15 protein-coding genes are annotated in these 14,154 nt (G+C 66.9%); 4 read left to right on the top strand and 11 right to left on the bottom strand.

Features of this window, described 5'->3' with window-relative positions; all coding sequences use genetic code 11:
• Positions 1 to 57: 57 nt before the first annotated feature.
• The 5 genes from ACH4NX_RS21220 to ACH4NX_RS21200 form a co-directional block, all read right to left on the bottom strand.
• Complete coding sequence (locus tag ACH4NX_RS21220; RefSeq protein WP_398128230.1) at positions 58 to 882, bottom strand: hypothetical protein; 825 nt, start codon at positions 880 to 882, stop codon at positions 58 to 60.
• A gap of 22 nt (positions 883 to 904) precedes the next feature.
• Positions 905 to 2,491: a phage portal protein gene (locus ACH4NX_RS21215; RefSeq protein WP_398128343.1), complete on the bottom strand. Its 1,587-nt coding sequence runs from the start codon at positions 2,489 to 2,491 to the stop codon at positions 905 to 907.
• 164 nt (positions 2,492 to 2,655) lie between these two features.
• A complete protein-coding gene (locus tag ACH4NX_RS21210) occupies positions 2,656 to 3,357 on the bottom strand; it encodes a hypothetical protein (protein WP_398128229.1) in 702 nt (233 codons plus the stop codon).
• A gap of 3 nt (positions 3,358 to 3,360) precedes the next feature.
• Entirely contained in the window at positions 3,361 to 3,756 is a 396-nt protein-coding gene (locus tag ACH4NX_RS21205; protein WP_398128228.1) for a hypothetical protein, read from the bottom strand.
• Between the two features lie 67 nt (positions 3,757 to 3,823).
• Positions 3,824 to 5,377 carry a terminase large subunit domain-containing protein gene (locus ACH4NX_RS21200; protein WP_398128227.1) on the bottom strand — a complete coding sequence of 518 codons (1,554 nt, stop codon included), beginning with the start codon at positions 5,375 to 5,377 and terminating at the stop codon, positions 3,824 to 3,826.
• Positions 5,378 to 5,495: 118 nt separating this feature from the next.
• Between ACH4NX_RS21200 and ACH4NX_RS21195 the strand changes: the two genes are divergently transcribed.
• The 4 genes from ACH4NX_RS21195 (at position 5,496) to ACH4NX_RS21180 (ending at position 7,463) form a co-directional block, all read left to right on the top strand.
• Positions 5,496 to 6,518 carry a tyrosine-type recombinase/integrase gene (locus ACH4NX_RS21195; RefSeq protein ID WP_398128226.1) on the top strand — a complete coding sequence of 341 codons (1,023 nt, stop codon included), beginning with the start codon at positions 5,496 to 5,498 and terminating at the stop codon, positions 6,516 to 6,518.
• Positions 6,519 to 6,586: 68 nt separating this feature from the next.
• Positions 6,587 to 6,970: a KTSC domain-containing protein gene (locus ACH4NX_RS21190; protein WP_398128225.1), complete on the top strand. Its 384-nt coding sequence runs from the start codon at positions 6,587 to 6,589 to the stop codon at positions 6,968 to 6,970.
• A 5-nt stretch (positions 6,971 to 6,975) separates the two neighbouring features.
• On the top strand, positions 6,976 to 7,242 hold the full coding sequence (locus tag ACH4NX_RS21185) for a hypothetical protein (RefSeq protein WP_398128224.1): 267 nt from the start codon (positions 6,976 to 6,978) through the stop codon (positions 7,240 to 7,242).
• Between the two features lie 2 nt (positions 7,243 to 7,244).
• Entirely contained in the window at positions 7,245 to 7,463 is a 219-nt protein-coding gene (locus tag ACH4NX_RS21180; RefSeq protein WP_398128223.1) for a hypothetical protein, read from the top strand.
• Positions 7,464 to 7,470: 7 nt separating this feature from the next.
• Here the strand turns inward: ACH4NX_RS21180 and ACH4NX_RS21175 are convergent, their stop codons facing one another.
• From ACH4NX_RS21175 to fxlA, 6 genes are all read right to left on the bottom strand, one after another.
• Positions 7,471 to 7,830, bottom strand: a complete 360-nt coding sequence (locus ACH4NX_RS21175) for a MazG nucleotide pyrophosphohydrolase domain-containing protein (RefSeq protein WP_398128222.1) — start codon at positions 7,828 to 7,830, stop codon at positions 7,471 to 7,473.
• Positions 7,814 to 8,404 carry an NUDIX domain-containing protein gene (locus ACH4NX_RS21170; RefSeq protein WP_398128221.1) on the bottom strand — a complete coding sequence of 197 codons (591 nt, stop codon included), beginning with the start codon at positions 8,402 to 8,404 and terminating at the stop codon, positions 7,814 to 7,816. The genes ACH4NX_RS21175 and ACH4NX_RS21170 overlap by 17 nt, the downstream gene beginning before the upstream one ends.
• 69 nt (positions 8,405 to 8,473) lie before the next feature.
• Positions 8,474 to 9,670: a methyltransferase, FxLD system gene (fxlM, locus tag ACH4NX_RS21165; protein ID WP_398128220.1), complete on the bottom strand. Its 1,197-nt coding sequence runs from the start codon at positions 9,668 to 9,670 to the stop codon at positions 8,474 to 8,476.
• A 10-nt stretch (positions 9,671 to 9,680) separates the two neighbouring features.
• Complete coding sequence (locus ACH4NX_RS21160) at positions 9,681 to 10,835, bottom strand: lanthionine synthetase C family protein (protein ID WP_398128219.1); 1,155 nt, start codon at positions 10,833 to 10,835, stop codon at positions 9,681 to 9,683.
• Entirely contained in the window at positions 10,828 to 13,842 is a 3,015-nt protein-coding gene (locus ACH4NX_RS21155) for a lantibiotic dehydratase (protein ID WP_398128218.1), read from the bottom strand. Before ACH4NX_RS21155 ends, ACH4NX_RS21160 begins: the two co-directional genes overlap by 8 nt.
• Before the next feature lie 70 nt (positions 13,843 to 13,912).
• A complete protein-coding gene (gene fxlA, locus ACH4NX_RS21150; protein ID WP_398128342.1) occupies positions 13,913 to 14,035 on the bottom strand; it encodes an FxLD family lanthipeptide in 123 nt (40 codons plus the stop codon).
• Positions 14,036 to 14,154: the final 119 nt, after the last annotated feature.

Raw genomic sequence — 14,154 nt, 5'->3', positions numbered from 1 at the left:
GAGTTGCCCGCCGAATGCGAATAGGAATGAGAGGCGGAAGGTCAGTGGGGCGGACTGCTAGTCGAAAAGCCCGCGATTGCTTGAGTTGTTGGCTGCTGAGCCGAGGAGCTGCGACCTGTACCGCGCGAACTCACTCATGGGCATGTTCTTGATGTCCTCGACGGAAAGCTGCCGAGCACCGCCGTCCTGGTCCGTCGGACCATTCCCGGTGTAACCGGTCGACGACACCCCCCGCATCTGGCTACGCGCCGCCTGCTGGGCCGTCTGCATCGACTGGAAAATCTGGTCCGTCTTGGACTTCAGCATCTCAATCGACTGGTCGACCTCCTCCGGCGTATTGCCGGTGACGAGGTCGCGAAGCTCCGGAGCGATGCTGTCACTCTCGGAGTTGATGCGTTCCTGAATGTAAGCGCGAAGCCGGTTGAACTCGGCCTCCTTCGCGTAAGCCGCCTTCTCCTGCTCACGCTCCTGCTGAAGCCGCTCGAACTTCTGCTCCCACTCGGTGGAGCGCTCCTCCACGAGCCGCTTGGCGGACATGTCCGCCTCGGCCTTCTCCTTCGCGGCCTGCTCCTCGGCCGCCTGGCGCTCGGCTTCGGTCCGCTCGTGGGACTCGCGCTCCTCCCGCACGGCCTTCAGTTCGGCCTCCAGGCTCTGAAGCCGCTCATCTCCCTTGGACAGACGGCTGTAGAGCTTGTCCTTCTCCTCCTGGCGCACCTTCTCCAGGTCGGCCGCCGTGAAGGTCCGGCCGCCCTCGGCCTGCTTCTCGGCCGGCGGACGGTCCTCACCGCGAACGGTCACGGTGCCGTCGGCGTTCGCCTGGGCGCCACTGCCCGGGTGTGCCGGCGGGGGAGCGGTCTCAGCAGGATTCTGGTTCTCGGGCACTTCCTACACTCCAGTCACAGGATCAGTCGTTTTCCGGATTTCTCCGCTGGGCCAATTTCGTGCCCTGGGAGAGCGTCACGAGTTCAGAGAGGACTGATTCGATGTCCTTGCCACTGCCTGTACCGGGAAAGCCCGGCAACGGGCCGGCGCTGGTGGCCCCCGACTTCGTTTCCTTCGATGAGGAACCGCTGGCAGGAGCCGGCGGCGGGCTTTCCACGCCTTCTGGCGGCAATCCCGTCTGCTGCAAGATAGCGGAGGCAATTTGCGCCTTAATAAGTTCGAGCGCCCCGTCCTCCTTCGCCTCCGCAAGGCGCTCGTCGAAGATTTCGCGCATCTTCTCGTCGACAAACACCTGGCCGAGGTCGCGCAGCGCCCCGCGCTTCGATTCCAGGCCCAGAGCGAGCTTCGCCTGAACCTCATTCAGCTTGACCAGCTCGTCGACCGGAAGCGGCGGCGGCCATTCACACGTGGTTTCGTAGACCTCCGGATCGCGGGGGTCTACGATCAGGGGCTGCTCGTCCGAGGTACGGATGCCCTGGGTTGCAGGGTTGTAGATCAGCGTTTCCGGCTCGTACAGAAACAGCGTCCGCAGAATCAGTTCGTTGATCTGCTTCAGGCCGGCCGTGTAGTTCGTCTGCTTCAGCGCGTACCGCTGCATCAGCGGGAAGAACTGAATGCTCAGCGCGACACCACTCGTATTCGAGATCGCCTGAGCCTGCCCCAGAGCCGACTCCGGAACTCCGGTCAGCTCGTGCATGGACCGCTTGATCATGTCCAGGTAGGTAAGCGGCCCGGACAGGTCGACGCCGTTCTCCAGATTGAAAACGTTGGCGTCCTTCGGCAAGCCGCCCCAGATTTTCCGGGGCCCCTTCTCCAGATTGCTCGCCTTCGCCCCCGTGATGATGGTCACCGGGGCACTGTGGTAGTTCACGATGTCCGAAATTTCGGTGGACTTTTCGTTGTACTCCCTGTTCAGAGGGATGACGTCAACGATGTCGGCCAGGCCCCACGGGGAGCCGGAGACCGCGATGTTCCGGATGTGCACCACCGGGATCTGCCCGAGCGGGTTTTCCCGCGCGTCGAGCAGCTCGTCATTCACGTACTCCTCGATGTACTCATCCGTGATGATCTCGGTGTACGTGTACACCTGCCGGGTCCCCTCCAAAGAGGTGCCCCAGAATTTGTACTTGACTTTCAGCCTCAGCAAACGATCACGGTCGTGCGGGTGGTACTCCGGGAAAACCTGAGCACCATTCATGGGGAGAATGCGAACCCGCCCCGGGTGAAGGTTGCCGGCCGGGTCGGACCAGGCCGGCTCATACGCCACCTTGACGAAACAGTCACCGGCAACAGAACCGTTCTCGCCCATCTGCCAGAGAACGGACCGTTTGTCGTTGTCGACGTTCCAGGCACGCTCCAGGAGAGCCGGAACAAGGTGCTCGTACTTCTTCTCCGACTGGAAGTGAACGCCACGCCCGAACGTGAAGTTCGTGATGTACCGGCTCAGTGCGCCGACGTAGTTGATCGTGACGTTGGGCTCGCCGGCCTCCCGCTTGTACGACCAGTGATGCCCCAGGTACCAAGCCCAGTGATTGGCGTACCGGGTCAGACGCGGTCCATGGACCTCGAATTCCTCGGTAACTCGTCCGCCAGTTCCACCAGGCCGAGCGGCGAGACCGAAACGGTCAGGTCACTCGCACTCGCGCGCATGCTGGGGGATACAAAGGCGATCGACATGGCATCACCCCCTTTCCGTGAGGTGTAGGGGGTGCATCAGGTGACCGGCAGGTACGGGACGGTCGGCCCGGTCCAGGGCAGAGCGACGAGATACATGCGGGGATCGAGCGACTGCGTGACGATGTTCGCGTTCTGCGCCGGCCCATAGCAGTCCATGGCCAGGCCGATCCGCACGCTGTTGCCGGCCTCGACGGTCTCCATGAAGAAGAGCTGGTGCCCCTGGTCGACGCCGGCCTCGACGTTGATGTTGCGGTCCACGTACTGGGTGCCGCCGTCGGCCCGAAGCTGGAGCCGCGTGCGGATGGACGTGGTGGTCGACGTGGACCAGCCGACCGAGATACTCGCCCACGCCAGCAGCAGCCGCCGCTGGGCGAAGGACGGCACCTGGTAGGAGTGCACCAGCGTCGGAGTCCGGTCCCCGCGCATGGAGAAGCCGCTAGTCCGCGCGGTGCGCGTCGCCCACGGCGCGACGTTCAGGGCGCTGATCTGCCCCTGCAATGTGGTGATCTGCGACTGCTGTGTGGACTGCGTCGCGTTGAGGGAGCCGATGGACGCGGAGGCGTCGATCACGCTCGGCGAGAGCGGCTCGGCAGGGGCCGAGCTGCCGCCGATCACGTTTTTCAGGATCGTGTCGACGGCATCGGCGACCAGGGCGAGATCCACCGGAACATCAGGGATCTTGCCCTCGCTCGGAACCGGGATCTTCGCCCAGGGCGTGCTCTGGCCGGGGTTGGTCACTGCTCAGTCCACCCGGGCGTAGTTGCGGCGCTCGTGCCGGCGCTCGCCCCGGTCGACGCTGGAGTAGCTCAGCTCCTGCTCGCTGGCCCCCTCCGCCATGGCGGAGATGAACGTGGGCGCCTCCGGCCAGGACGCGGAACCGACGTGTGCCCGCTCGCGCACCGTCTCTTCGGCCGACTTCGTGAAGACGTTGACGTTGTGGTTGGTCCTGCCGGGCGGGGTGCGGTAGCCCTGCATGACTCCCTCGCCGAACTCGCGCGGGATGTCGGAGTCGGAGGCGACGCCTTCCTGGAAACGGAGCGGGCCGCGCCGGGTGGGGTTGTTCGCGCTCTTGCGCTCGTAGAAGCGGTCGGAGCTTTCACGGAAATTCGGGTCCGGGGCGAGAGGGCTCTGCGCCATGGTGGGCCTCCAATTCGAGACGTCTCACCAAGGACGCTAAGCACGCTGTTTTTCGTGCCGTTAATGGCTACCAGGGCGCATTGTGCATTTCGACTTCCGGCATCGTCATGTCCGCTGTCAGGTAGAGGGCATTGGCGAGGGAATCCACGTAGTCGTCGTGGGCGGCGTCCACGTCCGGGGCGGCGACGATGATGTGCGGGCCCTGGTAGGTCAGCTCCGCGTCCTCCATCTGCTGGCGGAACATCCGCCAGGTCTTCGTCTGCCGCGTCTTGGCGTGCGCCGGCCAGATCACCAGGCCCTTCGACATGAGGTCCATGGTGTGCGCCCACCGCTTGGTCTGGCTGCTGCGGTCGGACTTCATGTCGACGATGTTCGTGCTGGGCATGAGGACCCGCAGCCGGGAGGCGACGACGTCACCGAGGCCGCCGGAGTCGATCCCGACGGCGTACACGGAGTACCGGTTGAGGAATTCGACGATGCGGTAGTACTGCGTCTCCCAGTCCATGCCCGTCAAGTCGAGCCAGTTCAGTACCCGGTGCTCGTAATTGCCGTATGCGTCGGGGTAGTCCCAGTTCACCCAGCAGACCGTGACCACGGTGGAGTCTGTTTTGCGGGCGGGGTCGATTCCGACGACCACCGGGGAGCGGTGCCATTCCTGCACGACCCGCATGGAGGTGTCGCCGAGCGCGTCGAAACGGTCACTGGTGACGAGCATGCCCTTGTCGAGAAGCCAGATCAGGCGGTAGCTCAACTTGAATTCGTCGGATTCTTCGCCGAGCCGGTCCATCTCGGACTGGACGAATTTCTTGTACCGGGGGACGTGCTTGGCGACTTCCTTCCAGTCGACCTGGAAGTGATTCCGTTTGCGTCCCTTGCGTGTCCCCTCACGCTTGTTCTTCTGGATCTGCTCGTAGAACCCGGACTTGGTGTAGGTCGGGGTGCCGGTCATACACATGGTGCCGGCGGTCGAGGCGAGCATGGGGCCGATGGACTTGTTGAGCACCTTGTCGTCGGCGGCCTGGGCCTCGTCGATGACGACCAGATGGTAGGTCTGGCCCTCGATCATCGCTTTCGGGTGTGCGGTTTGCTTGCGGATGAGGGAGCCGCACCGCTTCAGGTGGAGCACCTTTCCCCGGGCGACGAGTTTCTCGTCGATCTCAGGGTCCGCGAGAATATCCTGAGCGCGTTCGGACGTGAGCCGGCCGACGATGCGGGAGAAAAGCGTCTCGCTCATTTCGTCCGTGGGCGCGAAAACTCCGATCCACAAACCCTCTTTGAACTTCCCCAGCAGGTTCGGGAACACCTTCGCGAGCCGGGGCAGCATGATCGCGGCGCCGCACACCGTGTCGGCGACCGTCTCACTCTTGCCGGACTGCCGGGACCACAACGCGGTGATCTTGGCGGAGTCCTCGGTGATGAGGGACTCCAGGAGCCGGCGCGCAAGGGGGAGCTGGTAGGGGCGCAGGGGGTGGCCGGACAGCTCGTCGATGACGAGGATGACCTTGTCGATGATGTCCGAGATGAGGGCCTGGTCGGTGCGGGCGGACTCGGGCGCCGGGTCCTGCTCTTCGGGCAGGCCGGCCGTCAGCTCCTGCTCCGTGGCATCGAGTGGTGTCCCCATGCCGGCGAAGCTAAAGCGGAGTAAATATGGACAGATAATGTCAGAGGGGTCTGTGACCTGCACCACTGGCCGATACTTTGACGGGAGCTAACGCCAAGTACGGCTCTAGGGTGCCGACATGAGCACGGACTTCTTCGACCTCTCCGCCCTCAACGCCGACCGGCTCGCGGCCCGCACCATCGACCAGCTCGCCGACGCCTACCACGACCTCAAGGCACTCAAGAGCACGGAGACAGCCAAGCGCTACCGGGCGGAGATCGAGTTCTTCCTGACCTTCATGCGCCGCTTCGGCGCCGACCCGGCCGCCCCCACGCAGCCCCACGTCGTCCGGTACCTCGCCTACCTCGCCAGCGAGGAACACCCCGACCACCCAGGGCTGTGCTGGCACGAATGCGCTCACCTGCCCTACGCCGCATCCTCCCGCCAGCACCGGCTGAACGTCCTCGACGACTTCTACAACTACGCCATCGCCAACGGCCTGGCCCTCGCTGGCAACCCGTGCACCGGCCTGTACGTCCACGTCCCCAAGAAGGATGCCGTCGACCACCTCACCGAAGACGAAGCGCGCACCCTGTGGGCCGAGGCCGGCGCCAAGTCCTGGCGCGACGGAACCCTCATCGGCCTGCTGCTCGGCTGCGGCATGCGTAAAGAGGAAGCCCGCCTGGCCCGCGTCGAAAACCTCGGCCGCAACGAATTCGGCCCCACCCTCAAGTTCTGGCGCGTCAAAGGCCGCTACACGCAGACCATCCCCCTGCCGACGCCCGTCCACGAGATCCTCACCAAGCACGTCGGCGACCGCACCCACGGCCCGCTGCTGCCCTCCCGCCAGCAGCACACCCACCCCGACACCGGCCTGCGCGAACACAAGCACCTCACCGACGCCGGCCTCGACCACATCATCCACACCATCGGCACCTACAGCGGCGTCCGCTCGAACGACATATACGCCCACCTGATGCGCTACACGTCCATCACCTTCGCGCGCACCACCACCGGCCTGCCGCTGGCCACCACCATGACCTTCTACGGCCACGAAAGCCTCAAAGACCACAAGCGCTACGACGCCTTCGCCCGGGACACCTTCGTCCGGCCGATCACCAACCCCGCACAGGGCCGAGGCTTCTGGCGCCTGGCCGCCTGACGAATATCAACGAAAAACCCTCCCCTCCTACGGTCGAAACAACCGGCCACGGACGGGAGGGTCTTTTCATGCCCCTGCACGGATACAACGACGACGAACTCCGCGAATACATCCTCAACTCGCGCGAGCACCTCGGCCCGCGCAAGACACAGGCACTCCTTCGGGCATTCCACCTCGGCGACGACCAGCTCCTGCTCACCGAGCGGCCCACCAATACATCGAACCCCCCGCGCCCGCGCACCATGGCCGCCGGCTACGACTACAAGTCCAAGACGATGTTCGTCCGATTCCGGGGCGGCAAAATGGCACCCCACACGTGGACCGACGGCGTCGGATACGAGTACTACAACGTCACCCGCCGCGAATGGGACCGCTTCCGCAACGCCACCAGCCCCGGCCGGATGATCAACGCTGTCTTCAACAGCAAGCCCTACACCCGCGCGGGCTGGTGACGCCCGTGCTCATCACCGCCACCCGCTGCCGGCGCGACTGGCCCCGCCGGTACCGCACCTACTACCAGGAGACCGTCGCCCCCTACCGGCGGGCGGAGCCGGCCACCGTCTACCGTCTCGGCACACGCGGCCTCGTCATCGGCCGCTGGACCTCCCGCCAGGGCGACGAGCACCAGGCCCTCACCGCCGCCCTCGGAGCCCGTCCCACGGCCCTCCTGTCCTCCGAAGGCCACCTCCTGCCGAACTACCACCGCACCAAGCCCAAGGGGTGACCATGTTCAGCCGACGCGTCCAGAACCGGCTGCTCGACGACGCCCGCCGGCGGATCTCGAAGATGACCCCCGAGGCCGCCCGCGAATACGGTGTCTCCGTGTGGGCCTACGGCTGGCGCATCGCCGAAACCCCCAGCGAGCACCTGGAGGACGACCTGGGGGAGTGGGACGTCGCCCTCGCCACCCTCCAGGCCATCCGCGACCGCATGGCCGGCACGTAAACACGACTCAGCGATCCTGCCCCATGCCTGTGCCAGGGGCGGGAATCCGGGCGCTGATCGCTACGTCCAGTTCCGCCATCGTGCGGTGAAAGGCTGCCTCCAGATCGACCTCGTACACGTGCGCCAGGATGAGGACCGACCACAGGCAGTCGGCGATCTCATGCTCCAGGGCCGCCCGGCCGCCGGGTACATCCCGGGCTCCCTCCTCGCGCATCACCAGCTTGGCGAGGTCGCCGACATCGCCCACGAAGCCGAGCATGAACTCCTCCCGTGTCCATACCCGTCCCCGCTTGTGGCGGTTCAGGACGTCGTACAGGTCACGGATACGAAGTGCCTGCTGTTTCAGCGCCTCAAGACTCACGCTCACCAAAGCCCCCCTGGCCAAGCAGGCGGACGGTCTGGCTGGACGGGACCGGCTGGGCGGGGTCCAGCGGTTCGGGAAGGTACAGGCCGCCGCCGTTCTCCCTAGCATGGGCGGTAGCCTCCAGGCGCGAGGACTTGATCGGGCTCATAATCTGCTTCCACCGTTCCAACGAGTGGACCGCCACCTGGTCGTGTTCATGAGGGTCGAGACCGATGCCACGGATTGTCTCGTCGGTCAGCACCCCGCCGTCAAAGACGAACCCGACCCGGCACAAAGGCCAGGTGGCCGTTGGCGCCATGAAATGCGTGACGAGCAATCTGGGCTCACCGGTGAACACGATGCCGGTCTCCTCCTCGCACTCCCGCACGGCGGTCTGCCAGGGGCTCTCACCAGGGTCCGTGTTCCCGCCGGGGAACTGCCACTCCCGGCTGCCGTAGACCGAACGGAGCTGCACAGGATGGCCCTGTTCATCCGTGAAGAACAGGCACCCGTACATCGTGGCCTGTGCGATCGTCTTTACGTACTCGGCCGGCGGCACGGGAACCGCCCGGCCTTGCGGCGCGCTTGCAGTGCTCATTGTGCTGCTCCTCGGGTGAAATGACTGCGTGGTCAGCGCACGGGCCGTCCACTGGCCGCCGGCCTGCGGTCAGAACGTCAGCAGAGCGACGGTTTCCTCTTTCTGCACAACGTGGCCGCCCGAGGTGTCGTCGGGCGCTGCGTCGGCCGGGTAGACGGTCATGGCCGGCACCGCCTGACGGTCGACGCTCCAGGCATCGATGTGGGCCACCAGCCTCTCGGCCAGACCCTCACCGTCGGGCCCGTATCCCGCCGCACCCAGGCGCCACGGCTGCTCCGGGTCGGCATCCTCTCGCTGGAGGATCAGGTAGGCGAGCGATTCACCGGCCACCAGGGCGGGACTGCGCACGGGGATCGCCGGCCGCCGCACTCCCGCCTCCAGGGCCTCGCCGGTGACCTCCAGTCGACACACGGTGTCGTCCGTGACGGTGGCGCGCAGCCACACCCCGTCGAACGGCTCCTGGCCGCCGACCCGTGCCTGTGACCACACCTCGACGAGCGGCGTCGAGAAGACATCGTCGAGCCGGCCGCCCTCGACGTCCTGGTCCTGGTCGTAGTGCAGACGGATCGTCCCGTCAGCCAGTTCGGTCATGCGCTCGCCGCCCTGGCCGATGATGGGCACGAAACCGCACAGCTCCATGCCCTCGGACACGAGTGTGCTGCCGTGTCGCGTGAAAGCAACCGAGCGGGTCTGGCCGCGCCAGCGCAGCGGCAGCACGAGCTGGCCGCCGTCCGCGAGCTGCTCCCACCAGGCTCCGGGGATGTCCCAGAGACCGACGGTGGCGATCACGCGGTCGTACGGGGCGTTCTCGGGCGCCCCCTTCAGTCCGTCCCGCTCGATGACCGTGACTCGCTCGTAGCCCGTGCTGTTCAGCGCGGTCCGGGCATGCAGAGCGACGTCGCCCTCGATGTCCACCGTGGTGACCTCGCCGGCCTCGCCGACGATCTCGGCCAGGAGGGCAGCGTTGTAGCCGGTGCCGGCGCCGATCTCCAGGATGCGGTCGCCGGGCTGCGCATCGAGCTGGCCGAGCATCATCGCGACGATGGACGGCACGGATGCCAGGGAGAGCGGCAGCGGGCCGTCGGGGTTCTCCTTGATGCTCACGGCCTCATCGGTGTACGCCTTCTCCGGGGCGAGGCCCGGGAGGTGCTTCTCGCGTGCGACGGTGCGCAGGGCCCGCTCGACGGACGCCGGCAGCACGCGGTCGGCAGTGATCTGGTCCACGAGTTTGTCGCGCAGCTCGTCGATGGTGGGCGTGTTGTTCACAGGCTTCCTTTCAGTTGAGGAGGAGACATGCCTCCCACCCCGATGCAACGGGGAGGGAGGGGCTGAGGGTGTGGATCGTCAGGCGCACGCCGTTGGCGCCCGTAAGGAGCCCTGCGCCCTCGGGCAGGGGGTTCGTTGCCAGATGGGAGGTGAACTGGGCACGCAGCCTCGGCAAGGTACGGCGCAGCAGGCTGTCTGCGGGAGTATCGGCGGCAGCCCACTGCGCCGCGAGGCAGACACCGGCCCACCCGTGGCAGACCGTGGGATCGGTGAGACGGTCTACCTGGACGGCATCGCGTAGGCACACGGTCAAGAGTTCTTCGGCCCGCCGCCGGTCGTCCTGACGGCCGCAGGCGAGGGCGGCCAGTTGAAAGGCTCGGGCGACGCCTGGAGTCCCGTAGCACCACGAGGGCCTAGTCGCCCGGTACTTGGGGCTGGGACCGGCCAGCCATTCCTCCACGGAAACGGCCTCGGGCCAGGCAGCGCCACCGCCAGACGCAGGCTGCGCCCACCGCTCCAGCAGCCGACACGACGCCGCGAGGGCCTCCGTCTGGCCCGGCACACTGTGTCCTTCTCGGCCGGCCAGCGCAAGGAGAGCGATCGGGCCGGCGACTCCGTGCGCCATCCCGAAATTCCCGTGACCGGCCGGCCAGCCCTCGTCAGGGCGGCTGTTGGGGCTGTCGGAGGTCCACCAGCCCGGCATTTCGTGCCCGTGGGCTGTGACCGGCTCCTGAAGAAGCCGCACCAGGTAGCCCAGGACGTCATGGAGGGCTCTGTCCTCCTCCATGTTGCGGGTTAGGAAATACGCGCCCAGTCCGGTCAAACCGCTGATCAAGTCGTACTCACTCATACGGGGTGGCCGACCGCTGTCCATGCGCCTCTCAGCGGCCGAGAGCTTCCGCGCCACCATTTCGGCCAGGGCCTCGTCCAGCAGGCCAAGCGCAGACTGATAAGCGGGATGCCCGGCGCTGTGCAGGGCGAAGGCCACGGCCGGAGCGCCATAGAACAGGCCGGCGCTCTCCGGATGCCCGGTAGGGGCCTGGAGAGTCATCGCACGCGCCGCACGGTGCGCAGCAGCCCACCGGCCGCTTCCCCGCGCGAGGGCCCCTTCGTAGACGACGGCTCCCGGCACGCCCCGGCCGAGGTCATGCAGGACGTCAGTCACCGCTGCCTCCCCGCGCCGTAAGGGACCGGCACGCCTGCCGCGCCGCATGCCGGCACGCTGCCTCCGCCTCCCGGTCGGGCCCCATGAACCGGTTGTGATGCATGTGCAGCAGGGACTCCAGGACGGGACCGAGCGGCCGGGTACCGAGCTGCACACGGTAGGCATTCAGAGCTTCCTGACGTCGCTCCCGCGCCGCCACGACGCGCCCCGTCCAACCGGTGCACCGTCCCAGAGCGCCAGCACGCATCTCATCCAAAGCCGCTCGGGTGACTTCCTGCCGGCCGGTGGCCTCGGCGGCAGTAGCGGCCAGCCATCGCACGCCTTCCAGCTTGCCGAGCAGACCTCGCGCTATGTCGATCATGCCGAGCGCGCACAGGACACGGCGGTCGGCCTGGGGCAGGTCGGCCAGCAGATAGCGGATCGTGTCGCTGTCCGCGACAAATACCGCCTCGGCACAGGCCAGCGTCCGCTCGACGCCGTAGCGCCCGAACTCGGGCCGGTAGCCGTCGATCAGGAGCCGGGAGACAAGAGCATGGCTCTGAAGCCGTTCCGCCCACTCGGCCAGGGCACGAGTGACCGCAGCGTAAGCAAGGCCATCGGGCGCGGCAATTCGCAGCCTTAGATGGTCCTCCTCCTGCGACGTGCGGTAGCGGACGAACCAGCAGTCCGGCTCGCCGAGCGTGGCGAGCAGCTCGGGCAGCCGGCGGGTGAGGATCTGATCCATCGCCGTGGGGTGCGTGAACACTTTGGCCTGCGCCCAACGCTGCGAGGCAGCCCCGGGAGGGGGGAGCATCCGGTTCACCACGACCGGAGCTGTTGCGACATCGGGGTGTGGCAGGGGTGACCGCGCGGAGGCCATCGGCAGGGTGATCTCATGAGCGTGCCCGATCCAGCCCAGCTCCTGATCTTCGGGGCTCTCCACCATTTCCGCGCTTCCGTGGCGCCGCAGGTGGGCGTGCAGCAGCCGGACGTGCACCGGTTCGGTCAGATCGAGACGCAGGTACCGGTCGTCGGAGAACAGCTCAAGACGCCGTGGGCACTTCCACTCCAAGGCCCATGCCGACAAGGCTTTGTGCCAGGTGGCATCGAAACCGCCAGCGGGGAGATCCTCGCCAGCCAGCCGCCAACGGGCGGGCGACAGAATAGCTTTGCCGTAGCGGACACGCGGCAGGTACGGCATGGTCGATGCCAGTGGTCCCCAGTCGAACCGCGTCCAGGCTCCGGCGAATCCGCGTGCCAGCAGGGCGATGAACCGGGCGACGGGGGGAGCCTGTTTTTCCAGCGCGAGGGGATGCAGAACGACAGGCTCGACTACGCGGCGCCGCGACAGGCTCACCAGGTGCATCCGCTTGCCGGTAGACAGAGCGGCAAGGTCATCGAGCGGGATCACACGGTCGGCAGGCTCACGGTGCTCACCCACAGGAATCACGTAGGGGAGAAACAACGGGATACGTGCGATGTTTTCGGCGTGGGGATAGGGCGGGGTGAAAGAGAGCTGGGCCGGAAGCGCGCCGTCGACCAGCGTCGGGAGCTGCCGGTACGCCACGCCGATACGGCTGTCGTCGAGGGCCACCGCGAACCGGCCGGAGAACGTGCCTGTGCTCCATGCGGGACGAACCGACAGGGTGAAGTCACCTCGGTCGACGGCCGCCGGCGTCGCAGCATGGACCCGTAGAGCCATCTCCATATGAGGCACCACCGGCACCTCGTCGAGGTCGGCGGTGCACAGCTCGTCGATGTCACGGTCCGTGAGCTGGATCTCCGCCATCTCGTGCACAGCCGCCTGCCACGCCTTTCGCATCAGCAGCTCGTCACGCGGGAGCACCCTGACAACAGGCTCGGTTTGCACGGACATGGGGAAGCCCGCCGGCAGGCCGGCGCCGGCGACCAGGTCGGCCGCCTCACGGACCGGCACGAGACTGCCGGCGCCGTACCGCTCCCAGAAAATCTCGTGATACGCCGACCAAGCCGGCTGTTCCCGCAGGTTCCTGGTCAGGCGAAGCAGGGCTTCTCCGGCGCGTTCCGCCTCCTCCAGGACCAGTGGGGGCACCTGCACGATGGCGTCGAGCCGCAGGTCGACGCTGAGCCGGGTGCGGCCCTCGCCGCAGACCCCCGTCATCCGGTCTGCGGCCGTCCGCCGCAGCTTCCGGGCGGCTTCGGGTGACTTGGCTGCGTTGTGCATGGCCAGCAGACGGTGCACGAGCGCCAGTTCCGCGATCAGGTTAGTCGTGTCAGTCTTCAGGCTCCCTGACACAGGCGTCAGTACCCGAAGCATGTGTCCAAGCGGGTCCGGCTCCGTCATGGGCGCGAACAGATTGCTCGTCAGCGCTCCCACCTCAAGCGCCTCGACGACGAGCCTGGTTGCTTGAGTGGCTGAGCCCCCCAGTGCTGCGAGCTGGCGCAGTAGGTCGTCGCCGGTGATCGGGGCAGCGGTGAGCTTCAGCAGGGCAGCCAGGGGGCGGTGAACGTGCATGCTGGCGAGTCGTCCACCAGACAGCGGACGGTCCAGGACGTCACCGTGGCGCACCACCAGGTCGTCGGTCTGGAACACCAAGTGCGGCACGACATCCGACTGAGCCGTGAGCCTGCGGCGTACATGGTCAAGCCACAGGGTGTCCGGCCGGGCGAGGGGTGTGTGCGCGGAGCCGACCGCACCTTCGCACGGTCCGCAGCTTGCCATGGCGACGCCGGCGAACAGTCCGAACGGCGTCGGCCGGCCCGCCGCCCGCAGGAAGTACCGAGCGGTGGCAGCCACCGTCTTGCGCAGTTGCCTAGGGCAGAGGCTGTCGCCTTCCAGCACGCGGTCGACCGCTAGGGCAAGCCGAGGCGTAGCGACCCGCGCCGCATCCGAGAAGGCAGGGATGGCCCACACCTCCCCCAGCCAGCGCCGGCAGTCTTCGGGTTCGTCCACCAGCGGCCAGCGAAGGCCCTGGAAATGCAGCGGAAGCACGGCGGCCCGCAGGAGCAGCACATCACCACTCCGCAGCAGCTTGGCCCGCGTCGTCATGGATTCCCCTTCCACCGGGCCTGTGTGGGGCGGGGGCCCGCCCCACACAGGCGTCAGCTCAGATCAGGCGTCAGCTCGCGCACGCAGAAGCGCACGTGCTGCCGCAACCGTCACCGCTCCCGCAGCCGGCAGGGACGGGCGTCGGCGAGTCCGTGACGGTGACGTCGAGCTGCCAGTCGTCGAGGTCGAGCACCGTTTCGGCAGCCGGCGCGGCGACAGGGGTCTGGGAAAGCAAGGCAGTACCTCCGTGTAGAACGACTCGCACGCTTCGCGAGCGGGAAGAGAATTCCCCCCTGCGTTGCAACGTAGGGC

Source organism: Streptomyces sp. NPDC017225 (assembly GCF_044331465.1).
Classification (GTDB): domain Bacteria; phylum Actinomycetota; class Actinomycetes; order Streptomycetales; family Streptomycetaceae; genus Streptomyces.
The sequence above is the reverse complement of the archived record's forward strand: the minus strand, read 5'-3'. Positions and strand labels throughout refer to the sequence as shown.

What these genes read in the sequence shown, in the direction of transcription:
- ACH4NX_RS21180 (WP_398128223.1), top strand. Translation starts at nt 7,245, where the DNA reads ATGTTCAGCCGACGCGTCCAGAACCGGCTGCTCGACGACGCCCGCCGG.
- ACH4NX_RS21195 (WP_398128226.1), top strand. Translation starts at nt 5,496, where the DNA reads ATGAGCACGGACTTCTTCGACCTCTCCGCCCTCAACGCCGACCGGCTC.
- ACH4NX_RS21155 (WP_398128218.1), bottom strand. Translation starts at nt 13,842, where the DNA reads ATGACGACGCGGGCCAAGCTGCTGCGGAGTGGTGATGTGCTGCTCCTG.
- ACH4NX_RS21190 (WP_398128225.1), top strand. Translation starts at nt 6,587, where the DNA reads ATGCCCCTGCACGGATACAACGACGACGAACTCCGCGAATACATCCTC.
- ACH4NX_RS21205 (WP_398128228.1), bottom strand. Translation starts at nt 3,756, where the DNA reads ATGGCGCAGAGCCCTCTCGCCCCGGACCCGAATTTCCGTGAAAGCTCC.
- ACH4NX_RS21200 (WP_398128227.1), bottom strand. Translation starts at nt 5,377, where the DNA reads ATGGGGACACCACTCGATGCCACGGAGCAGGAGCTGACGGCCGGCCTG.
- ACH4NX_RS21170 (WP_398128221.1), bottom strand. Translation starts at nt 8,404, where the DNA reads ATGAGCACTGCAAGCGCGCCGCAAGGCCGGGCGGTTCCCGTGCCGCCG.